We start from the raw sequence: 21336 nt of genomic DNA, 5'->3' as shown, positions 1-21336 counted from the left end.
TTGTAGGTTTGGATCAACAGTCCAAACCTGTTGAACTATGGAATCGTAACTCACCGCTATATAAATGCATTGAGACTGCTATCCTCGATGTCAGCACATCTTGCCGAATACACATACCCTAATGCTGCTGCATTTTTATAAATGACAACCGTTAAATTAATAAATGTAGTTTAGGCAACCGACATCTTCTGAAGGCTATCGATGTGCTGTTCATGGCCAAACACATTAAATGTATTGAGCCCAATCAGTTCGGTTTTCGCTGCTGTTTTTGCGATAAAGTCACCGCTAGTGGGATCAAAATCATATTCTTGTTTCCAACTCTTCAGATTCTGCATAACACTGCGCACAGCTGTAACGATAGATTGTGCTTCTTCATCTGTGTTTGTCGGGTGTAACGATATTCTCACCCAGCCAGGTTTATCAGACAGATCGCCTTGGTCGATTTTACAGGTAATAGACTCAGAGTGCGCTTTGTCTACATTCAACAAAATATGGCCATAGGTTCCTGCACAACTGCATCCACCTCTCACTTGAATGCCAAACTTATCATTGAGTAAACGAACCAATAGATTGTAATGGCATTGCGGAGCGTATAGTGAAACGATGCATAGCCTATCCTTTATATCAGGCTCTAGCAGGTAAATACCTTCAATTGAGCTTAGCCCGTTCATCAGAATGGCAGTAAGCTCTTTTTCCCGGCGGCTAATGTTATTTACGCCCATTGCGTCTTTAACCTGTATAGCGAGTGCGACTTTAATGGTTTGCAGAAAACCCGGCGTACCACCGTCTTCCCTGATTTCGATATCGCTGTAAAAGCCTTGTTGTCCCCAAGGATTTGTCCATGTCACAGTGCCGCCACCGGGTTGATCGGGGACATCCGTTGCGTACAACGAACGGTCAAACACGAGCACGCCACTGCTGCCAGGACCGCCAAGGAATTTGTGTGGTGAAAAGAAAATTGCATCTAGCTTTTGTTGCGGATCACTCGGGTGCATATCAATATTTACGTACGGAGCAGAGCAAGCAAAATCAACAAAACATAATCCGTCATGTTGGTGCATGATTTTGGCGAGTTGGTGATAGTCCGTTCGAATACCCGTGACGTTACTGCAGGCGGTGAAAGATCCAATTTTTAGCGCGTGGTTGCGATATTGCTGTAGCAGTTCAATCAGATGGTTTTGACAAGGCTTGCCGTCAGGTCCGCGCTTTATAATTTCTACTGTCACATCACAGGTGTTCCATGTGGTTTGATTAGAGTGATGCTCCATGTGAGTGACAAACACGACAGGGCGCGAGGGATCATCGACGCTCTTACTCATGCTATTCGGTACACGCAATCCCATCATGCGTTGTAATTTATTAACGACAGTCGTCATACCTGAGCCCGCACAGATGAGCGCATCATGTTCATTGGCATTTACGTGCTGCTTAATGATTTGTTGTGCCTGATGGTACGCATGGGTCATAGTTGAACCTGTAAGGTTCGTTTCAGTATGGGTATTGGCTACATAAGGGCCAAGCGCTTGACTGATAAACTGCTCAATCGGTTCGTATAGACGGCCACTTGCCGTCCAATCTGCGTACAAAATATCGTGGCTTTGACCATTCAACTCATGGGAAATTTGTTGGCCAATGATGTGCTTTCTAAAAGCTGCAAAGTGTTGGGTCAGCATGGATATTCGTGTTCAGTCTGTTCGATTTATAGAACGTATTTTCCTCTTAATGTGTTAGCAAATTGTTTCTTTCTTACGTCAATTACGAAATGTGAAAGAAAAAGTATTTCAATATAATTTCAATATGTAGAAATAATTACTATTAAAAGCGATCTTGATGGGGTTTTCACTTTGCTGGGGGCTGTTCTTAATTATCCCTAAACACTTGCCAATGTTGCTCTGCTGCACAGGTATAGGTATTGGTGCGTAAGAAGGTTTATACCCTTCCGATGCCTGTTTGGCCAATGGAAGGTCCATTAACATTTTATTAAAAATATGATCTGGAACAACTTTCGCGTTGTTAGTGGTTGAGTTTAAAAATGTCCGTTGTGTAATGAGTACCTTAGCTTGGTATGCATAAATGCAAGGTGGACACATGGTAGGGAAAGTGCTCGTCATCTCGGTGCTGATTGGTTTAGGCATCAATAACGTTTTGGCACAAGAAAAAACGCAAGAGCTGGTAGAACAAGGGTTGGAACGATTACAAGATAATCGCTCGGCTCAACAACAGATAGACGCTGATTACGAAGCCACACGCGCGTTAGAAAAGCAATATATCGATGAGCTCAAAGTGGTAGATGGATTAAACATGTACAACGCCATGCTGCAACGCCAACTGGACGATCAGCAATCAGAAATTGCCAAGCTTAACTTCTCCATTAGCAATGCCACTCAAATTGAGCGACAGATTATGCCGTTGTTGGTGCGGATGGTCGACGCTCTGGAAAATTTTGTAGCGCTGGATATGCCGTTTTTGCCACTCGAGAGAGAAGAGCGGATCGAGGGGTTACGTAACTTGCTCGAAAAGTCAGAGTATTCAACCTCAGAAAAATGCCGACGAGTATTTGAAGCCTATCAAATCGAAAACGAGTATGGCTACACGATCGAATCATACAAAGGACGGGTGCAAGTGTCGGGTAACCAATTTGCCGTTGATTTTTTACGCATCGGCCGTATCGCACTGTTATATCGTGATCTTGCAGGTGAACAAGTGGGTATGTGGGATAAGCAGAGTAACCAATGGCTTCCCCTGACTGAACAGCAATATCTACGTCATATTACCAAAGGCTTGAAGATTGCGAGAGAAGAAATATCACCTGAGCTAATCACCGTTCCCATGCAGGCTTCTGTGGAGGTGCGCCAATGAAAGCACTAAAACTATTTATACCCATGCTTCTGGTTATTGCATTTATGGGGGTAGCACAGGAGAACAATCAGCAAAGTGCTACAGGAGCTTCGGATACGCCAAATACATCTGAATCAAAAGCCATTTCTATGGACGCATTGCTCGACAGCGTTAAAGCTGGCCACCGCAGCGACGCGCTATTTAATCAGCAACGAATTGCAGAGTTTAGGCAAGATAAGACACAGCAACAGCAATTGCTCAAAGATATTCAAGAGCAACGCAAGGCTGCAGAAACACTGAGTGCGCAACGAGAGCAAGCCTTTGAAGACAATGATCAGCAAATCACTTTGTTGCAAGAGCGACTAGGTGAGCGGTTGGGAGCGCTAAAAGAATTATTTGGTGTTTTACAGTTAGTTGCGAATGATGCACAAGGGCAATTTGATAACTCGTTAATTCAGATACATTATCCAGAGAGAACGCAAAGACTGAATCAGTTTTCGCAAAAGATGGGCTCGTCAACTGAGTTACCGACTGTTGAGGAAATCGAATCGTTATGGTTTGAATTGCAGCGCGAAATGGTTGAGTCTGGCAAGGTTGTTCAGAGTCAGCAGACCGTACTGAACACTGAAGGTCAAGAGCAACAAATGGATGTTATCCGTTTAGGCACATTCAACCTGATTGCCAACGGTAAGTATATCCAGCGTATCGCCGAAACAGGGAGGCTGGTGGAATTCCCCCGCCAACCGTCCAATCGTTATATGAGTGGTGCAGAGCAAATCGCTAACAACGACGCCAGTATTATTCCGCTCACGCTTGATCCTGTTAGAGGGCAACTCATTTCATTGATGGGGGCTGCGCCAGATCTAAGAGAGCGCGTGCAGCAAGGCGGTATTATTGGTTACATCATTCTTGGGCTGGGCGCAGTTGTTGTCCTGCTCGCATTGCTGCGATACATCATCCTAGTAATTGAAGATGCCAGGATCAAAGGTCAGCTTAAACATCTAGATAAACCCGGCAACAATGCGTTGGGTCGCATAATAAGCGTGTATCAAAACAATTTAAATGATGGTTTGGAGTCTCTGGAGTTAAAACTAGGCGAAGCTGTTTTGCGCGAGGTACCGCGCATTACCAGAGGGCTGTCATTCTTAAAGATCAGTGCCGCGATAGCTCCATTATTAGGTCTGCTAGGCACCGTTACCGGCATGATCATAACGTTTCAAGCGATAACCTTATTTGGTGCTGGTGACCCTAAACTCATGGCTGGGGGGATTTCTCAAGCCTTGGTGACTACCGTATTGGGCTTAACTGTCGCAATTCCGACCTTACTGTTACATAACTTAGTTAATGATAAAGCGACCAAATTGTCGCAAATCATTGAGCAGGAAGCTGTCGCCTTAGTTGCTGTTCAGGCGCAAAAGTCGGGGGACTAGAGCATGCCTGTTTTCCTCGATAATTTATTTCCGTGGTTAGGCGACATGCTAGAGCTGGGCGGTGATATTTTGTTTTTGATCATCGTCATTGCCGCGTTTATGTGGGCACTCATTGTGGAGCGCGTCGTGTTTTTCTACATGGTGTTACCCAGCAAGCAACGTGTAGCCTATTTATTGTGGCAAACCTTGCCTGAGCATAAGAGTTGGCATGCGGGGCAGTTTCGTCAATTGTTGATCAGTCGCCTTTCACGCGACATGCAACGCAACCTTCAGTTGATCCGCACTATGGTGAAAGTTTGCCCCTTATTAGGCTTACTTGGAACCGTTTTGGGGATGTTGGAAATTTTTGATGCATTAGCGATAACCGGTAACAACAGTGCTCGAACAACTGCCGGTGGGGTATCTAAAGCCACGGTATCCACCATGGCAGGTATGGTGGTGGCGATATCAGGCCTAATGGTTTCCAATTATCTAATTAAAAAAGCTGATGTTATGAAGCTGGTATTCCTAGAAACATTCCGCATGGATGAAAACCATAAACGGATCAGAAAGGTGAATAAGCATGCGTAGATTTATAACCACTCAAGCACAAGATCAAGAAGCCAGTGTTGACATTACACCGATGTTGGATGTGGTGTTCATTATGCTGATCTTTTTCATTGTAACGGCTACGTTTGTAAAACTGTCTGGCATTGAAATTGATGCACCAAAAGCCTCAACGTCAGTGGTACAAGAAAAAGCCAATATATTGATTGCCATTGATGCTAATAATAAGGTTTGGATTAATCGCCGTGAAGTGGATCTTCGCGCGCTGCGCCCCAACATTGAAAGGTTGCATGCTGAGAACCCTAAGGGAATTGTGGTTATTCAAGCGGATCGTATGTCACGAAATGAAACGCTCGTCAAAGTGATGGACGCTTCACGTAAAGCCGGCGTATATGATATTGCGCTCGCAGCGGATCGAGACTAATGAGTCAATTAGAAATAGATAGCTTAGCGCAAGTATCTGACCGTCATTATGCTTGGCGTTTTGCGCTTTTATTTGTACTGGGTGTTGTTGTCGCAGGTGCATTAACGCTGTTTATGCATGCGCTTATTCAAGCGAGTCATAAGGAGCTTGATGATAGCGCAAAGGCTAATTTCCTAGATTTCGTGCGCGTAAAACGTGACGAAACATCTACCCAAAACCGACGTAAGCCTACGCGGCCAGAAGAGCAACAAGCTCCACCAGCGCCACCCACACCGCAAAGTAATCAGCAGGCCGTAAGTGAAGGTGTATTAGAAGTCGCTGCGCCCTCGGTTGAAAGTGCAATTGATGTTGATATTGGTGCAATTGGCGTGGGGCAGGGAGACGGTGAATACCTGCCTATTGTGAAAGTCGCACCGGTGTATCCGATCAAGGCCTCGATGGAAGGGATAGAGGGGACCTGTTTAGTCGAATACACGGTCACCGAAACAGGGGCAACTAAAGATGTGCAGACGGTTCAGGGGCAGTGCCCGAAACTGTTTGTGAGAGCTTCACTAGACGCGGCTAAAAAGTTTAAGTACAAGCCTAGAATAATTGATGGTGAAACTATTGAAGTGCCCCATGTGCAAAACCTATTTAGGTTTACTCTTCACGATAGGAATGAGCAATGATGCAAAGAGTCTGCTTGGCAATTATTTGTGCGTTTTTGCTGCTTAGCGTTAGCTTTTCAGGGCAAGCGGCAAAGGGTAAAAAGACTTATGCAATGAGTCTCCCAGTGTTTAAAGCGGTTGAAAGCATCAATCAATTGGTTGATGAAGAAAATGAGCAAGAAGCGTTAAGCGTATTAGAGGAAACGTTAAACAGAAGCCGATTATCGCGTTATGAGCAAGCTCAATTATGGTACTTAAAAGGTACAATCTTATATCGCACGAAAGGAGAAGCGGCCTCGATGCCGGCATTTTCGCAGGTACTGGAATATGAGGGCGGGATCCCGGTGTTTTTGCATATGCGAGTGCTTAAAACGCTGATGCAATTAAATATGGTTCAAGAGAATTACGTCGCCGCACGTGATCTAGGCGCTAAGCTGGTTGAGGTTGCGGAAGTTCCTTCGTCAGATGATTGGGCATTGTTAGCACAAGCCAATTACAAACTCGGTGATTGGAACGCAGCCTTAAGCGGTGTATTTAAAGCCAGAGAAATTGATCAACTTGCAGGCAATATCCCTAAAGAAAACCTTCTGCTATTACAAAATGCGGTCTACTTTGAATTAAAGCAGTTAGACAATATGATCGAGACACTCGTTCTACTTATTAAACACTACCCGAAATCGACTTATATTCTGTATTTAGCATCCATCTATGGCCAGAACGATCGGTTGGATAAGCAAACGGTATTGATGGAATCGTTATATGAAGCAGGAAAACTCAAGGAGTCTTCTCAGCTACTTAATTTAGCCAGCTTGTACATGTCTGAAAAGGTGCCGATAAAAGCGGCGCAATTGATAGAGCAAGAGTTGTCATCTGGCCGATTGAAAGAAACGCAACGCAATTTTGAAATGCTGTCTCAGGCCTGGCGTTTAGCTGCAGAAGTCGATGAATCGATGGTCGCACTAGAGCGAGCGGCTAGCATGGCTGAGGACGGTGAATTGTACATGCGATTGGCGTATATGCATTATGATGTAGCACAGTGGCGAGAGGCTGAAACTGTTGCGCGAACTGCTTTGGATAAGGGCTTAGACCCAGAACATCTTGGTGAGGCTTGGCTACTCATTGGCATGACACGCTATAATGTAAATGCCTTCGACAGCGCCATCCAAGCCTGTGAAAAGGCAGCACAACACAGTAAAAGTCGAGATCTAGCCCAACGATGGATCAGTTATATCTCTAAAGAGCAGGAAAAGTATAAGGCAATGAGAGGTGAGAGTTGATTTTGTGCATTGAATTTTAAAATCGTAGTTAAGCTTTCGACAAAATTCTCACTTCAAATAAAGCGTCAAACATTAAAAAGCCGGAGAAAATCTCCGGCTTTTACTATTCAACATAATCAACAGGTTCGATTAGCGTGAGGCAACTCTGCGGAATGCCAATAATAACATCATAGATAACATGCCTAGCGTCGCAGGCTCAGATACTGAAGCTAGAGAGTCACGAACAATAATGTTGTCAAAGAAAACGTCCCCGACTGTGCCACCTGAACCTACCCAATCTTCAAGAAATAAATACATAGAATTACCTGTTACTTCAAACGTGTAGGTGTTCCATTGACCGTTATCTACTAATAGGTCTGGGTATGGCGCAGTTGTGCCCACCCATTGGGTGATACTATTGCCAAAAAAACCACCACAGTTGTTGGTTTGGCAAGTACCTAAATAATCAAATGAAATAAAGAATTTACCGGTTGTACTGGTAAGCGTTTTTGAAAACAAATCGCCTCCGCCGATAAGTGAACGGAAACTTAATGCTTTGTCTCCTTGAAGCGGATCGACGACGATAGCGCCTGAAATATTACTAACCCAGTTATTTCCCGCGCCAAACAAAAGACCATTTTCGAAATCTTCAGAAAAGATGATCGCCGCGTTAGCAACGTTTGATAATAGTAGAAGGGTAACACACAACAATTTTTTCATTTTTACTACTCAGACAAATTTTACTACAGAGGTACTGAAGCAAGTGATGTGCCTAAAATAAAATCTAATTAATACAATGCATTATTGGATAGTCTGATGTTGGGTGTAAAAAAATCTGACAGTGGAGGGGGACTTTTCGGTTACCTCGTGATAGTTGAGAAACGAGTTAATGTAAATGCCTTCGACAGCGCCATCCAGGCGTGTGAAAAGGCAGCACAACATAGTAAAAGTCGAGATCTAGCCCAACGATGGATCAGTTATATCTCTAAAGAGCAGGAAAAGTATAAGGCAATGAGAGGTGAGAGTTGAGCTTTGCTCTCAACTTTAAGAGGTTAGCTAGAACCGGGAATTTTAAAATGTTGGATAGGTATAGTGTTCAACACCTACCCAACGTTTCGCTTACTGTATTGGTTCTACATGCAACACGCCTACATCAACGTGAGTGATCTTGACTAACTCGCCTTTTTTAAGCGGTGATTGACACTTTATTTGCCAATTAACCCCAGAATACTTTTGCATGGCTCTTTGCCCCGGCTCAATATCACTGTCGACGTCAAACGTGTTGCCAATCAGATCCGATTTCACTTCATTCGGCGCCTTATCGTGTTGCATCTTTTTCATCGGGCGATAAAGAATAGCCAGTAAAATGCTATCCAATACAGCAACCGCGATAAACGCGTGAAGCATGTTTTCTTCTAGAATATCGGCGTACATTAAACCTGATGTGATCATCATTGAAAGGCCTAAGGTCATCATTAGAACAGTGGTAAAACCGACCAGGACTTCCAAGATGAGTAACAAAACGCCAATGCCCAGAAACAAGTGAGGCATGCTGGTTAGCATGTTATCCATAAGACTATGCACCCTTGTTTGAATTTAATGTGTTGATGATTGACATGGCTTGCGCAACAACTCCACCGATTTCAGTATTGCTCTCAGGCAACAAAACCACTGAACTTTCTTTGGCGATTTTTTCTTTGGCGGTAATAGCGCCTTTTGCAAGATCAAGTTGAATTGCTTTTTGGCCTTCACTTGTCGCCGCTGCTTTACCAATGGTTTCAATCGCTTCAGCCTCAGCCGCTGCTACGCGGGTAATGGCTTGCGCTTCACCTTCGGCTTTTAGAATTTGTTGCTCTTTGTCAGCTTCAGCAGCCAGTACTATAGCGGCTTTGTCACCTTCCGCACGGTTGATTGCGGCCTGTCTATCACCCTCAGACTCAAGAATTTGTGCACGTTTTACACGCTCGGCGCGCATTTGCTGTTCCATTGCATCTAAAACGGAATTGGGTGGATTAATATCTTTCAGTTCATAACGCAATACCTGCACACCCCAAGGAGAGGCTGCTTCATTCAGTGCGTACACGATATTGGTATTTAGCGCATCGCGCTCTTCAAATGTTTTATCCAGCTCTAATTTACCAATTTCGCTACGCATTGTGGTTTGCGCCAGTTGCGTTACCGCAAAGGTATAGTGCTCTACACCATATGTTGCTTTATAGGCGTCGATGACACGAAAATACAAAACCCCGTCAACTGACAATGTAATATTGTCTTTAGTAATCGCACTTTGCTCGGGTACATCGACCGCTTGTTCTTTTAAGCTTCTATCCGCAGCAACACGGTCAATAAAGGGGACGATAAAATTTAAGCCTGCTTCTAAGGTCGTTGTGTATTTGCCGAATCGTTCGATGATGAATGCACGGTTTTGTGGTACGAATTTCACCGATGACTTAAGCAATATTACGACAAGAACAAGTAGCAACGCTTGCGCGGTAAATAGATAGTTGAAGATTAATTCCATTGTATGTCTCCACTTTTAAATTGTCTGAGTAAAGCACTGCCCTTAATGCGATGCTAGATGGCAAAGCAGGTGTTAAACACCAACCTTTGTTGGGCTTCCGTGCACGCGGAAAACTATAACACCAATTTACGCAGATACAGCACTATATTCTTATTTATCTTGCGCTTTGTGCAGACATAAAAATATCCAATTTTGTTTTATCGCTAAGTTAATCGCCTGGGTTCTCTTAATTAATAATGACTATTCATTAAGCGACAATAGTCACCCAATATCGTTAAATTTTATGGTTCTGTATCTCTTCAAGTAACGTCTGATAGCTCGGAGTTCCGGTTTCCGCATAGTTAAAGTTTTTAAATTTGCCTGTTAACCGAGTGAAAAAGTCGCGTGCTTGCTGCTTATCACTGAAGTCGTAGTCTTGCTGGGTGTAGTCGCAAATTAGATTGAACAGTAGTTTTTGACGAGACATAACACAGGCGGCATCAATGGGGTCGAATGCATCCTGTTGTAAGTAAACCATATCGATAAATAATGCTTTTTGATACACGATAAAGTCTTCTAGCGTGACGCCTTCTTCGCCGGTTACTTGCATCATTTGCAAAACTGCATCACCGTGATGAAGCATCGCTTGCAGCGCAGCGACTTGTGCACTCCAGCCGGGCTGTTGGTGTTCATCAAACCAATCGTGAAGTTGTTCGGAATACCGGGACCATGAGAGGAGGGGATCTACAGCCGGATAAAAGCGTTTGTATGCGCGATCTGCCGACAAGCCCAGAAAGCATTTCACCGTAGATAGGGTTGATTGTGTAACTGGTTCATCAAAGTTTCCGCCGGCTGGGGAAACAGTACCAATAAGCGTCAGGCTGCCGATCGCTTTGTCGTTTGTACGGACGCTGCCAGCTCGCTCATAGACACTTTTAATCGATGATTCTAGATAGGCAGGGAACCCTTCTTCGCCGGGGATCTCTTCAAGTCGTCCCGAGGTTTCTCGCATGGCTTGCGCCCATCGCGACGTTGAGTCAGCAATGAGCAGCACATCCAATCCCATTTGCTGATAATACTCGCCAATCGTTATGCCAGTATATATCGATGCTTCTCGAGCGGCGACCGGCATGGAAGAGGTATTGCAAATGATAATGGTACGATCCATTAACGTGCCACCAGTGTGTGGATCTGTCATGTGAGGAAACTCTGTAATAGTTTCAACCACTTCGCCAGCACGTTCGCCACAGGCAACGACGATGACCACATCGACCGCAGCGTGGCGAGAAATCAGATTTTGCAATACGGTTTTACCCGCGCCAAAAGGGCCGGGAATACACGCGGTTCCGCCTCTGGCAATTGGGAAAAAGGTATCAATTAAGCGTTGTGAAGTGAGTAAAGGCTCTGCCGGGTATAGTCGCTCAGAATAGCCATTTTTAACCAGTTTCCGGTTAAGTGGTTTTCGCACGGGCCACGATTGCTTAAGGGTAATGCGGTGTTTTCGTTGGTGATTGTCTACTACCTTTGCTACCGCATCATCAACAGTAAAATTACCTTCTTGGATCCAATCCAACAGAAATTCGCCGCGCCAATCAAATGGCAACATGATTTTGTGACTGATCCGTCCTTCTTGGACAACACCAATGCAATCACCAGCATGCAGTTTGTCACCGCTTTTTCGACTTGGGACAAACGACCATTTTTTGTGAGTATCTAACGGGTTTACACGATATCCTCTGGGTAAAAAAGTACCGCATTGATTAGCCAGTTCAGGCAATGGACTTTGCAGACCATCATACACTTGCCCCAATAATCCGGGGCCCAGTTCTACCGACAGCATTTGTTGGGTCTGGTAAACCGGATCGCCAATAGCAACGCCCTGAGTGCTTTCATATACCTGAGCATCTGCGCAGTCTCCTCTAACGCGCAGTATCTCAGCCTTTAGCCACTCCTCATGTGGTGCACTTGCATCCACCTTGGGGCAAACATAGATGACTTCATTTTTAGTTAAGCTGCTGGTAGTTGGGTCAAGTAATTGAATTTCCACCAAATCGTCTTGCACAGCCACAATCCGAGCTGATGCTTTTTGTATGCTATCAGCTTCCATTTATCGTGCCTCCTGAGTAAATAGCTGTCGATATTGTCCCAAGCCCTGTTTAACTAACTGTTCAAAACGTCGTTGTGCCTGATAACCATTACTATTCAGTGAGCGATCCAAAATGTTCCATTTCAAGACGTAAATGACGACGGCTTCAAAATCAAACCTATGTTGATGGCTGAGTCGCTGCAATTGTTTAAATGATTCAGTCAGAATTAGACGCTCAGCTAACACTGGGTTGTCGTTTTCAATATGCTGGCGAAACTCATTTATCCATGGGAATAAATGACTCAATGCAAAGTCGGCTTCCTGCCAATGGTTAATGATATGTGTTTGCCATCGTCCAAAACCCCACCGTGCGCTGGAGGGCTTGGCTTTCCCGTTGTGACGCATTCTCGTAGCTGCGATAAGCGTCCGCATTTCTAAACGGTTTCGAATGATAAGACTCAATGTTTCATTACGAACACTTGATATCGCGTGTAAATCTAGTGCTCGTATCATTTCATCAGACATATCAGCATCTAAAAAGCGCCAGTCTAAGGCCTTTTCCACACTCGCCAATATTGTGTGCTCAGCTGGTGATAAAACACTTAGACGCTGTTCTAGTTTTATCCTTGATAACGGGGTATGGCTAGATTTAAACAAGCCATTCGGGCTGGGCAAGCTCGATATCAGCATTACATACTTGTCTTCGCTAAAAGCGCTCATCGAATAACGCCCTCAAGGATTGCCCTAAAACGCGGTTGCAAATGCTGTAAGAGCAGTGTGGCCACAGCTGTATCGCTTAAATCTAAAGTCACGTTTTGGTCAACCAATTTAATGTGTATGCCGCCATCAAGTTCATCCGAAGCAGCAAACGTAACGCCGTTTTTCAGCATGTCGCGTGTTAGGTTGAAGACTAAATTTGACAATGCTCCTTCATGCAATGTTTTTGGATCACTGCGAAGTTCCTCAAGACCTACAATTTTCTCTGGCAAAAGCAATTGAACGTTGTCGGCATTGCTGACCGGCGCCGATGTTTGTCCGACGATTTCTAATATCATTTTTTCGAGCAATTCCGGCTGTTGTGTTGCCTCTACAACAAGGCGCTGCAGATCGTGGCTGAATTCGCGCGTTAAGTCAGCTTTTAATTCTAATACCATATCTCGCATGGCGGTTTTGAGTGCTGATTCAGCGGCTTGTTGGAACGATTGCGCCTCTATTCGGGCTTTTTGCAAACGCTCTTCTGATTCTTTCTTTGCCTCAGTTATCAACTGTCTTGCTTTTTGCTTCGCTTCCTCAACAATGGTATCCGCTTTTGCTTGACCCGCGGCAACGCCTTCGGATTTTAAACGCTCTATCAGTTCGTCAACACCGCGCGATACTATATGCTCGTGCCCTGGCTTTTCATTCATAAAGTACCTCCAGCGATACCGCCGCTAACGACTAAAGCGAAAACAAATGCAAAAACAGCAAATCCTTCGATGATGGCTGCCGGGGCCAGTGATAGACCGAAAATCTCAGGTTTTTCTTTTGCTGCATTGATGGCGGAAGCACAGGCTTTACCTTGCCATATACCGCTGTAAAGCATGGCGATACCAGCAAGCAGTCCAACGCCAAATAATCCACCTGCGTTTTCGATGGTTACCACACGGTTCAGCGTGAACATGATCACGATGCCGTAGATCACAAATGTAGAAGGGAAGGCGGAAATACCAATGTATTTTCCATATCCCCCTTCTGTTTCAACCATTGCGCCAATGCCTGCCTGTCCCGCAATACCACAGCCAATTGCACTGCCAATTGCGCCCAATGCCATTGGGGCATATATACCGAACCAGCCAAGTGCGATGACAAACTCATTCATGATTAATCTCCTTGCGTGCAAACCGTTGAAACGGTTTACCTTCATTGGGGAGTCCCCATTTATAAAATTCAATAAAATTCAAACGTAACCCATGTACCACGCCGCTTATCAACGATAGTGCGATATTCAAAATATGGCCGATCAATAGGATTAAGATGGCGCCCAATAGCCCCAAACCCGGCGAACTGTGGTAAACATCGGCGGCCAATTGATTGAAAGTGATCGCCAACGACGCGCTGGCTAACCCCAGGGCAAACAGCCGCATATAGCTCAACACATCGCCAAAGATCCCCATGATCCCAGTAAGTTTGAGTAGCCCTTTAAGCATTTCTAGTACGCGTTGTTTGGGGGCAAGGGGCGTTTCTGTGGTCGAAAACAGTGTTATCAAGACAACGCCAATTACCGCTACGCACACAGCTAAGATGTAGAGTGCTTCAATATGTTTGTATTGCCACACCAATACACCGGCGATGATCAAACATATCCAACCAAGCGACGACCACTTTCGTGTGTTGTGACGCAAGGTGAACGCTTGCATTGCGTTTGCTATACCTATGTGAATGGCACCAATAAAAATAGATAACTGCATCATGCTGTCAAAATCGTTTAGATTCAGTATGTGCAGTTTACCCAGCCAGTGGGACTCACTCGGTGTCATACCAAAATAACTGCCGACCATAACACCGTACAAAACAGTGGTAACGGAAAGGCATAGGCCGAGTAGGTAATACGCATGACCGTGACTTTTTTGCGTAATGTGTTTTTTACTCAGTAGCAAGGCGACTAATAGTACGATGCCATAGCCAGCATCGGCGAGTATCATAGAGAAGAATAGGCAAAAAGAAGCGAGCAAAACTTTGCTCGGATCCCAGCTTCGATAATGCGGTGTTTGATAAAACAAACTCATATCTTTGCCAGCTGCCAGAATCTCTGGCTGTTCAATAAGCGTTGGTGGTTCGTCAGTGACGGAGGGGGATTGCTCAATCCGTGCGCATTCGAATGAATCACATAGCTGATCGAGTGCGGGAATGGCGGCCGTAGGCACCCAAGCTTGTAGTATCACCCAATTCTCATTGTCGAGTGTTTGGGTTCCGGCAAATTTCAACAGTGCTTTGTCGTCAGCCTCAGCCAAATGCAACCGCATCAGTAGCAAGTATCGGGTGAGCGCTTCTCTTTGCGATTGCAGATCTTCGATTTGCGCATGCAGTTGCTCTAATTGAAGAGATAGCTCCTGCATTGGTAATGCACCAACGTGAGTTCTTGCAACAGGAAGTAAATCTGGCTGTGGCTCTTGTTTTGCAATCACCACTACATAAGCAAAACGTGGAGTAATGCTCACAATTTGCCAGGGGAGCTCAATTTGTTGCAGGCTTTCCATTTTGTTGCGAGGCAACATATAGAACCATAAGTGATAGCCTTTTAACTCTTCGTTAGGTGGGAATTCGATGTCTCCCCACGGTTTCATATCCTGGATACGCTTACGCAGAAAATCGGCTTTATCACTAGCGTCCCGCAAGGCAGATTTGATTTGTAGCGCTTCTTGACTGACTTGTTCAACATCAAAATCATTCGCACGGCTCAATGGTCGACGTTTATTCGAAACAGACTCTAGGAACATTATGGCGTTGTAAGTTCGCTCTGCTCTGGGTGAGCGCCTTTCTGTTGGTGCGGCGACTTTGCCATCTTGTGCTTTATTGAGCGGCATTATGTGAGCACAACCCAACGTTTGTAATTTTGCCAGAAAGTCCGGCTTGTGCTTTTTCAACATGATAAAGGTGACTTTTTTAAGTCGCGCAATACTCATTCGACTCTCCGTTGAGCATGTTTGCGTTTAGCTATTTTAGAGCGTACGACTGACACCATTTGTTCATCGGATAAATAAATTCTGATGCGCTTGATGTTATCTTTAGCTTTGGGAATAAGTACTTTATCGAATAAATTGACCCGTTGGGTTATGGTCGATACTGCTTTTTCTAAAAGTTTTATGCGCTTGCGTTGTACCTGCAGTTGAATATCGAGTAGCAGTGCTTTTGCGAGTTGACGGCATACATAATCGACCCAATGTGGCTTGCTGAAATAACTGTAAGGTTTAGTTACGACGTTGTATGACGTTAATACCGGCAGCCGAGTACCGACAATATTCTCTTCATCAATCTCGATATCCGCGATACTCACTAAGTTTTCTAGCGATATGTCTGAATTGGCTAACATTGGTGCTTTGTCGGCAATGGACTTTAGCAATACTGCGTTTTCTTGCTCTAAACGGACCAAATCGTTTCTCGCGTTGGCTCTTTCTGCCATTAATTGCTGCCGTTTGAGATCGAGAGACGGTAAAAAGCGCTGATACGTTTTTAAGTTGTGCGACTCTTTTGCCAGTGCCGATTTATTCAGTTGCAGTCGCGCCATACTGGCTTTCCTCACTCGTTGACGAATGGAAATACTTATCGATCAACGCTTGTTTCATTAACAGTTGTTCGGCCGAGAAGCATTCAGCGAGGGTTTGCCAGCACATATCCAATGCTTGCTCTAAGGGCATAGACACATTGATATCCATAAAGCGCGTTTTAAATAAATCGCCAAACTTCAATAGTTGATGGTCGTAGGCAGACAATTCAAATGCCATTGCCTTTTTCTTTTGTGCGTCCTGGGCTTCAGAATAAAAGCGGATCATCGTGTTCATTAACTGACTGTGATCATCGCGGGTAATTTTGCCAATGACGTTTTGTTTTAATCGGGACAATGAACCAAACGGGTCGATAACCCCGTTGTGCAAATAAAATTGCCCTTCAGTAATGTAACCCGTGTTGTCAGGCACAGGGTGAGTGACGTCATCGCCGGGCATGGTTGTGACCGAGAGAATAGTAACTGAACCTCCCTTAGCGTAGTCGCAGGCTTTTTCATATCGTCTTGCGAGTTGAGAATAGAGGTCCCCCATGTAACCGCGGTTGGACGGAACGCGTTCCATTGCGATGCCAACTTCTTTCATGGCATCGGCATATGCGGTCATATCTGTCAGTAATACCAGTACGCGTTTGCTTTCTTCTATGGCAAATCTTTCGGCTACCGCAAGTGCCATATCGGCCACCATTAGCCTTTCAACTATGGGGTCGGAGGCTTGATTAACAAACATGACGGTTCGAGCAAACACGCCAGCGTCTTCAAAGCTTTTTCTGAAGCGATAATAGTCATCGAAAATAAGCCCTAGTCCACCAAAGATCACGATGTCTGCGTCAGCTTGAATGCCGATGCGCGCGAGGAAAGGGTTGAATGGCTCACCAGAAACTGAAAATAGTGGTATTTTTTGACTTTCAACCAGACAGTTGAATACATCAATCATCGGGACATCAGTACGTATCATTTTTTTCGGTACGATCCGTTCGCACGGATTGACGGATGGGCCACCAATATTGATTTTTGGATCTAAGCTGAGATCGGGCCCTTTATCTAATGGGCGACCGAGGCCATCGAAAACTCTACCCAAAATGTTGGGTGAGTATGTGGTTTGAATAGGGTGGCCGAGAAAGGTAACACTGGCACTACTGGATATTCCTTTTGTGCCTGCAAAGACCTGTAGCGATACAATATTCCGATCGATGCTAATGATTTGTGCGGGCAACGACTCTTCATGCTCGGTGCGAACTAAGGCTAAATCACCTAACCGGATCGCCATGTCTGTAGGTCGGTTATCAGCTTCATCAGACACGCTGACTTTTAAAATGTCTCCTACAATTTCAAGGATGCGTGAGTAACGGATTAATTGTTGCACCCAACCAACTCCCTTATCTTGGCAATTATTGTCTTAATATCAAATGAAACCGGATTGCATTCAATCGGTTATAGGCAATTTATTGATTTCGATCAGTTTTAAGAGTGTAGGCTAACTTTGGCTATTGAGCGCAGTTAATCGGGGCAATTTTCAAATCTATATAATGGCCGCTACTTAATCTTTCGGATATTTTGCGGTGCACTACTATTTGGGCTTAACAAAAGACACAAATTGCTTGGCTGCCGAGTTGACCGACTTGGCGCCATCAAAAATATTTTGCGCCGTACGAGTAACAAATATACCCACTAGCCATGTATCCACTTCTTCAACGAGGGATTTTAGAACGGTAATGTGGAGTTCTGTAAGGGTGTTATCATCTATTGAAGCCAATACTTCCGCCACTTCATTCAAGGCTAAAGATGTGTCGGTAAATTCAACTAAGAAAAAGATGTCATCAGATAATTGGGCAATTTTCTCTCGAATAAATTCGATTTGAGATAGGTCGCTTTGCTCTGCAGACAAGCATTCAACTTCTTCTTCTATGTCTCTGAGAGTTTGAATAAGCGTATTGATTTCTTCCTGCGTCAAATGGCCATTGGCTAGGTACTCTGACGCGCTCATTCGCTGTTGAAAGGGAGGATTAGGTTCCTCCACTAAATCCATAGCATCCAGTTCTATAAACAAATCATCGTCAGCGTCGTCAGCCTCAGTAGCTGACGTTGATACATAGTTAGATGCATTGTTTTTTAAACTGTTTAGAAGTTTGCTTTCGGAATGTTTGATATTCTCGGCCTGTTTTTTACCCGATGTTAAATCATTAATCAGGTTTATCACTTGTTCGTTAAGGGTTTTAGCGTTTTTGGCGCGTTCTACCAATGTGGTTAGGTCGCGTTGACCGGAAATATACATTTCAACTGCGCCACTCTCGTTTCTGATCGGCGATATATCCCACGAAACAGGGTAACAGCTACCGTCTTTTCGATAATTTTGTGACATGCCGCGCGCATAACCGGTCGTTTCTAAAGACTCGCTTAATTTTTTTAAACCATCATAATTGCTATTAGGGCCTTGAAGGATTTTGGGCGAAAGACCCACAATTTCGGCAAGTTCGTACCCGTTTAAACGGCAAAACGCTTTGTTGGCGTAAATGATTTTATATTGGCCATCGACCTGACCTGCGTCGGTTATTACTATCGGCGTAACTGAATTAGCTAGCACTTGTCGGATCAAGCTAACGGGCTTTACGTTGTTGAATATCTGCGAGAGGAACAGCATTTCCTCTTGATTTGTACTCATTGCCCTTTTCCTTAATCTGTTCCGATAAGTTTAATTATTTATATAGAGCTTAGAAGGCTAGCTTTAATTTGCAACTAAATCATTGATCAAGCTCAAAACTTTTAAATTTAACTATATAGGCATATCTGTTTCTCAATTAATCTTCGCGGAAATTATTGCCACATTCTGGCTATAATAATTGGAAATGAAAAAATGTTTTATATTTGCTATACTTATCGACGGGTCAATGGATTTAGGAATAAAAACACATTCTTTTTTAGCAGCATCAAAAAAAAAACGCTGCATGTAAATGGCAATGCAAATTTGTGAGCCAGCATCATTTCTTAACCATCACTTGACCCCAGTGTTTAATAACTAACAGAGGGCATTGTGAAACTAGCTAAATTTTTTAAACGGAAATACCCCTATTCACCGATTGCGTATTTAGGACGCAAAAACGTTGAGCGTATTTTTGGTGCGCGGATCATCAAGTATAAAAAGCTTGAAAAAATTAAAGCGCAGCAAGATGCTAGCAATGAAGCGTCTGATTTAGAGCAAAAGAAAAGCGCTTAGTAGGCAGTAATTATCACGTTTTAGAAGGCGATAAATTACAGCGTTTGAATAGCTCCTGCCACAACGTAATGTGCTCCCTCATCGCGAGCGCGTAGCGGTCATGTTGCGCTAACATTTCGTCTATCGCATTCTTCCATTCAGGTGCTATCTCTGACAAGTCAGCAATTCGCACCAATAACGGTGAAAGTTTGTAATAGCTGTTGTTAATTTGCCCGGCTATAGGTTGAATTTGTTCAGCAAAGAACATGAAAAATACATTGCGTAATATAGAGGCCCTGTTTTGTTCGGCAGATGTACGGCAACTGATGGTGTCGAACTGCTGTTTTAACAACGGCGTTGAGAAATCGAAAAAAGCGATAATGAGCTGTTCAGAACGCCATAATTTGGCTGGTAATCTTGTTTTCAGTAAATCGTGTAAATGATTTTCTAAACGTTCACTTTCGATTGATGATGACAACTGTTGTTCAGGATTGATCGACAATAAAAACTCTAATGCTGCAAGGGTTTCGACCAATCCACTATTTTCTGTTAGATCAATAAATTCAGCAGATTGCGTCAAAGCCTGATGGATTTCACTGCTGGTTTGCAGCAAGTTAGCGTAACTGTGATGTATGGTTGTGCGTTTGTGTTCGAAAGCTTCCACTAATTTCCCTTGGTCACTGCTATCACTGTTAGCATCTATGCACTGGCGTAATGTGTTGAGTAAATTAACCTCATAGATATAGCGTTGAGAAGGGAGTTGCGTTTTACCCATTGCCGTATTGCGTTCTGCTATCAACGTACTTAACTGACAATCGGGAAGGGACATAAACTCTTGAACATTAATGCTAAGTGATGCAGGTTCTTTGTAAAGTGTACTTTTAGGCGGAAACGAATGCTCAAACGTGAAAGGTTGTTGAGAAATCTCGATATCGAGTACACGGGCTAAACGTGAATGGTATTCTTCCAGTGCATCTTTGAGTGCATTGCTGGGGCTACAAGCAGTGAGTACGAATAATGCAATTAGCAGGATGTATGTCTGTTTAAGCACAACGGAATTCATTTTCGTATAACAATTGAGTTTTCTTTTAATTTTTCCACGTTATAACACGAACGATGCGTTAAATCGTTAGACTAGAATGATGTTATATAGCGATTATATCGACCGTTTAATAGCCTCAACTAACGAACGACTCATCTCTAGGTAGCTATCGCCGAATAGCACTTGATGATTTAGTGCATGAGACAACTGATAAATGGACCGGCGCAACGCCATCCCATCTGGCATTGCATTTAAATCGCAATAGGTTGAGAAGAACGACTTGGCAAAGCCGCCAAACAGAGCTGCCATTGCGAGATCACACTCTGCGTCACCTATCCACACTGCGGGGTCAAAAATAACCGGTGCTGAAGTGCAAAAGCCAATATTGCCATGCCACAAGTCACCGTGTAACAGGGCTGGGTTGGGGGAGTGGCCGGATAATACCTGATGGATAATCTGCAGAGTTTCGTTATCAACAACGTTTTCCTTTTTAGGAATGTCACTCAGAAATCGTTCAATACGCTGAGTAATGTAGAAATCCGCCCAATTTCCACTAGGTGTATTGAATTGCTGTGTTGCTCCGAGAAAGTTATTCCGATGCCAGCCATATTGATGCTCTTGTCCGTTGAGTGTGAGCGAAATAGGTGCATTATGTAAGGCGCTCAACTGTTGGCCAGCCGTCTGCCAAAGATTTTCGCTTGGCGATTTGAAGGTAATGTATTGCAGCACTAAATATTCGTAATGCTTGTGTGCTTCTGAAAATTTGCCATAGCAAATAACCTTGGGACATTTTATCGTTTGCGTATCGGTTAGCGCGTTAAGCCCTTCAGCTTCGCAAAATAGGGGGGATGGGGCCTGTTCTATCACATCAAGGTTGTCGCATATTTTAACGAAAAAGCGACGCTGACTGCCCTTAAGCAGGTAGCTGGTATGGTGATGTTGACGATGTATTGGTTTAGCGCTGTCACATATAAAGACTTCATTTATCGCCGAACTAATCGTGTCGCTAATAAAATGCCACATATGTCTCTCTAGCAGGGCTTGAACTTCAAGTATGGACAACAATCTTAAATGTGTTAATCCAGTTCGATATGAAAAAACGCGTTTTTATGACGA

Annotated in this window: 21 protein-coding genes; 7 read left to right on the top strand and 14 right to left on the bottom strand. The window is 44.0% G+C overall.

Annotation, left to right across the window (positions count from 1 at the left end; genetic code table 11):
• Positions 1-170: 170 nt before the first annotated feature.
• Positions 171-1673, bottom strand: a complete 1503-nt coding sequence (locus tag CSH93_RS03040) for an aminotransferase class V-fold PLP-dependent enzyme (RefSeq protein WP_100641733.1) — start codon at positions 1671-1673, stop codon at positions 171-173.
• A gap of 415 nt (positions 1674-2088) precedes the next feature.
• Here CSH93_RS03040 and CSH93_RS03030 point away from each other — a divergent pair, with 415 nt between their 5' ends.
• The 6 genes from CSH93_RS03030 to CSH93_RS03005 are packed head-to-tail and all read left to right on the top strand — an operon-like array spanning position 2089 to position 7162.
• Positions 2089-2859 (top strand): DUF3450 domain-containing protein, encoded by a 771-nt coding sequence (locus CSH93_RS03030; protein WP_164078279.1) that lies wholly within the window; start codon positions 2089-2091, stop codon positions 2857-2859.
• The gene (locus tag CSH93_RS03025; RefSeq protein WP_100641730.1) at positions 2856-4268 is read left to right on the top strand and encodes a DUF3450 family protein; all 1413 of its coding nucleotides are present in this window, start codon (positions 2856-2858) and stop codon (positions 4266-4268) included. The genes CSH93_RS03030 and CSH93_RS03025 overlap by 4 nt, the downstream gene beginning before the upstream one ends.
• Before the next feature lie 3 nt (positions 4269-4271).
• On the top strand, positions 4272-4838 hold the full coding sequence (locus CSH93_RS03020) for a MotA/TolQ/ExbB proton channel family protein (RefSeq protein WP_100641729.1): 567 nt from the start codon (positions 4272-4274) through the stop codon (positions 4836-4838).
• Positions 4831-5238 (top strand): ExbD/TolR family protein, encoded by a 408-nt coding sequence (locus CSH93_RS03015; RefSeq protein WP_100641728.1) that lies wholly within the window; start codon positions 4831-4833, stop codon positions 5236-5238. The genes CSH93_RS03020 and CSH93_RS03015 overlap by 8 nt, the downstream gene beginning before the upstream one ends.
• On the top strand, positions 5238-5906 hold the full coding sequence (locus CSH93_RS03010) for an energy transducer TonB (RefSeq protein WP_100641727.1): 669 nt from the start codon (positions 5238-5240) through the stop codon (positions 5904-5906). Before CSH93_RS03015 ends, CSH93_RS03010 begins: the two co-directional genes overlap by 1 nt.
• Complete coding sequence (locus tag CSH93_RS03005) at positions 5903-7162, top strand: tetratricopeptide repeat protein (RefSeq protein WP_100641726.1); 1260 nt, start codon at positions 5903-5905, stop codon at positions 7160-7162. The genes CSH93_RS03010 and CSH93_RS03005 overlap by 4 nt, the downstream gene beginning before the upstream one ends.
• A gap of 129 nt (positions 7163-7291) precedes the next feature.
• On the opposite strand, the gene CSH93_RS03000 is transcribed toward CSH93_RS03005, so the two are convergent.
• The 11 genes from CSH93_RS03000 to CSH93_RS02945 form a co-directional block, all read right to left on the bottom strand.
• Positions 7292-7861: a hypothetical protein gene (locus CSH93_RS03000; protein WP_100641725.1), complete on the bottom strand. Its 570-nt coding sequence runs from the start codon at positions 7859-7861 to the stop codon at positions 7292-7294.
• Between the two features lie 399 nt (positions 7862-8260).
• On the bottom strand, positions 8261-8713 hold the full coding sequence (locus CSH93_RS02990; RefSeq protein WP_100641723.1) for an NfeD family protein: 453 nt from the start codon (positions 8711-8713) through the stop codon (positions 8261-8263).
• Between the two features lie 4 nt (positions 8714-8717).
• Positions 8718-9662: an SPFH domain-containing protein gene (locus CSH93_RS02985; RefSeq protein WP_100641722.1), complete on the bottom strand. Its 945-nt coding sequence runs from the start codon at positions 9660-9662 to the stop codon at positions 8718-8720.
• A gap of 274 nt (positions 9663-9936) precedes the next feature.
• Positions 9937-11748, bottom strand: a complete 1812-nt coding sequence (locus CSH93_RS02980; protein WP_100641721.1) for a V-type ATP synthase subunit A — start codon at positions 11746-11748, stop codon at positions 9937-9939.
• Positions 11749-12447 carry a DUF2764 family protein gene (locus tag CSH93_RS02975; RefSeq protein WP_100641720.1) on the bottom strand — a complete coding sequence of 233 codons (699 nt, stop codon included), beginning with the start codon at positions 12445-12447 and terminating at the stop codon, positions 11749-11751. It lies immediately after the preceding gene.
• Positions 12444-13133: a hypothetical protein gene (locus tag CSH93_RS02970; RefSeq protein ID WP_100641719.1), complete on the bottom strand. Its 690-nt coding sequence runs from the start codon at positions 13131-13133 to the stop codon at positions 12444-12446. Before CSH93_RS02970 ends, CSH93_RS02975 begins: the two co-directional genes overlap by 4 nt.
• Positions 13130-13585, bottom strand: a complete 456-nt coding sequence (locus CSH93_RS02965) for an ATP synthase subunit C (protein WP_100641718.1) — start codon at positions 13583-13585, stop codon at positions 13130-13132. Before CSH93_RS02965 ends, CSH93_RS02970 begins: the two co-directional genes overlap by 4 nt.
• Positions 13578-15389, bottom strand: a complete 1812-nt coding sequence (locus CSH93_RS02960) for a V-type ATP synthase subunit I (RefSeq protein ID WP_100641717.1) — start codon at positions 15387-15389, stop codon at positions 13578-13580. The genes CSH93_RS02965 and CSH93_RS02960 overlap by 8 nt, the downstream gene beginning before the upstream one ends.
• Positions 15386-15991 carry a V-type ATP synthase subunit D gene (locus CSH93_RS02955; protein WP_100641716.1) on the bottom strand — a complete coding sequence of 202 codons (606 nt, stop codon included), beginning with the start codon at positions 15989-15991 and terminating at the stop codon, positions 15386-15388. The genes CSH93_RS02960 and CSH93_RS02955 overlap by 4 nt, the downstream gene beginning before the upstream one ends.
• Positions 15969-17351, bottom strand: coding sequence for a V-type ATP synthase subunit B (locus CSH93_RS02950; RefSeq protein ID WP_100641715.1), 1383 nt, complete (start codon positions 17349-17351; stop codon positions 15969-15971). The genes CSH93_RS02955 and CSH93_RS02950 overlap by 23 nt, the downstream gene beginning before the upstream one ends.
• Before the next feature lie 204 nt (positions 17352-17555).
• Positions 17556-18647 carry a PAS domain-containing protein gene (locus tag CSH93_RS02945; RefSeq protein ID WP_100641714.1) on the bottom strand — a complete coding sequence of 364 codons (1092 nt, stop codon included), beginning with the start codon at positions 18645-18647 and terminating at the stop codon, positions 17556-17558.
• Between the two features lie 369 nt (positions 18648-19016).
• Between CSH93_RS02945 and CSH93_RS02940 the strand changes: the two genes are divergently transcribed.
• On the top strand, positions 19017-19199 hold the full coding sequence (locus CSH93_RS02940) for a hypothetical protein (RefSeq protein WP_164078278.1): 183 nt from the start codon (positions 19017-19019) through the stop codon (positions 19197-19199).
• 13 nt (positions 19200-19212) lie between these two features.
• Here CSH93_RS02940 and CSH93_RS02935 read toward each other — a convergent pair whose 3' ends face one another.
• A complete protein-coding gene (locus CSH93_RS02935) occupies positions 19213-20229 on the bottom strand; it encodes a DUF3080 family protein (protein ID WP_164078277.1) in 1017 nt (338 codons plus the stop codon).
• A 105-nt stretch (positions 20230-20334) separates the two neighbouring features.
• On the bottom strand, positions 20335-21243 hold the full coding sequence (locus CSH93_RS02930; RefSeq protein ID WP_100641711.1) for a fructosamine kinase family protein: 909 nt from the start codon (positions 21241-21243) through the stop codon (positions 20335-20337).
• Between the last annotated feature and the right edge of the window lie 93 nt (positions 21244-21336).

Source organism: Neoalteromonas facilis, from assembly GCF_002807665.1.
GTDB classification, from domain to species: Bacteria; Pseudomonadota; Gammaproteobacteria; order Enterobacterales; family Alteromonadaceae; genus Alteromonas_E; species Alteromonas_E facilis.
This window is presented reverse-complemented; position numbering and strand designations above follow the sequence as displayed.

Coding starts and splice junctions, on each gene's coding strand:
- CSH93_RS03040 (WP_100641733.1), bottom strand. CDS start 1,673: ATGCTGACCCAACACTTTGCAGCTTTTAGAAAGCACATCATTGGCCAA.
- CSH93_RS03030 (WP_164078279.1), top strand. CDS start 2,089: ATGGTAGGGAAAGTGCTCGTCATCTCGGTGCTGATTGGTTTAGGCATC.
- CSH93_RS03025 (WP_100641730.1), top strand. CDS start 2,856: ATGAAAGCACTAAAACTATTTATACCCATGCTTCTGGTTATTGCATTT.
- CSH93_RS03020 (WP_100641729.1), top strand. CDS start 4,272: ATGCCTGTTTTCCTCGATAATTTATTTCCGTGGTTAGGCGACATGCTA.
- CSH93_RS03015 (WP_100641728.1), top strand. CDS start 4,831: ATGCGTAGATTTATAACCACTCAAGCACAAGATCAAGAAGCCAGTGTT.
- CSH93_RS03010 (WP_100641727.1), top strand. CDS start 5,238: ATGAGTCAATTAGAAATAGATAGCTTAGCGCAAGTATCTGACCGTCAT.
- CSH93_RS03005 (WP_100641726.1), top strand. CDS start 5,903: ATGATGCAAAGAGTCTGCTTGGCAATTATTTGTGCGTTTTTGCTGCTT.
- CSH93_RS03000 (WP_100641725.1), bottom strand. CDS start 7,861: ATGAAAAAATTGTTGTGTGTTACCCTTCTACTATTATCAAACGTTGCT.
- CSH93_RS02990 (WP_100641723.1), bottom strand. CDS start 8,713: ATGGATAACATGCTAACCAGCATGCCTCACTTGTTTCTGGGCATTGGC.
- CSH93_RS02985 (WP_100641722.1), bottom strand. CDS start 9,662: ATGGAATTAATCTTCAACTATCTATTTACCGCGCAAGCGTTGCTACTT.
- CSH93_RS02980 (WP_100641721.1), bottom strand. CDS start 11,748: ATGGAAGCTGATAGCATACAAAAAGCATCAGCTCGGATTGTGGCTGTG.
- CSH93_RS02975 (WP_100641720.1), bottom strand. CDS start 12,447: ATGAGCGCTTTTAGCGAAGACAAGTATGTAATGCTGATATCGAGCTTG.
- CSH93_RS02970 (WP_100641719.1), bottom strand. CDS start 13,133: ATGAATGAAAAGCCAGGGCACGAGCATATAGTATCGCGCGGTGTTGAC.
- CSH93_RS02965 (WP_100641718.1), bottom strand. CDS start 13,585: ATGAATGAGTTTGTCATCGCACTTGGCTGGTTCGGTATATATGCCCCA.
- CSH93_RS02960 (WP_100641717.1), bottom strand. CDS start 15,389: ATGAGTATTGCGCGACTTAAAAAAGTCACCTTTATCATGTTGAAAAAG.
- CSH93_RS02955 (WP_100641716.1), bottom strand. CDS start 15,991: ATGGCGCGACTGCAACTGAATAAATCGGCACTGGCAAAAGAGTCGCAC.
- CSH93_RS02945 (WP_100641714.1), bottom strand. CDS start 18,647: ATGAGTACAAATCAAGAGGAAATGCTGTTCCTCTCGCAGATATTCAAC.
- CSH93_RS02930 (WP_100641711.1), bottom strand. CDS start 21,243: ATGTGGCATTTTATTAGCGACACGATTAGTTCGGCGATAAATGAAGTC.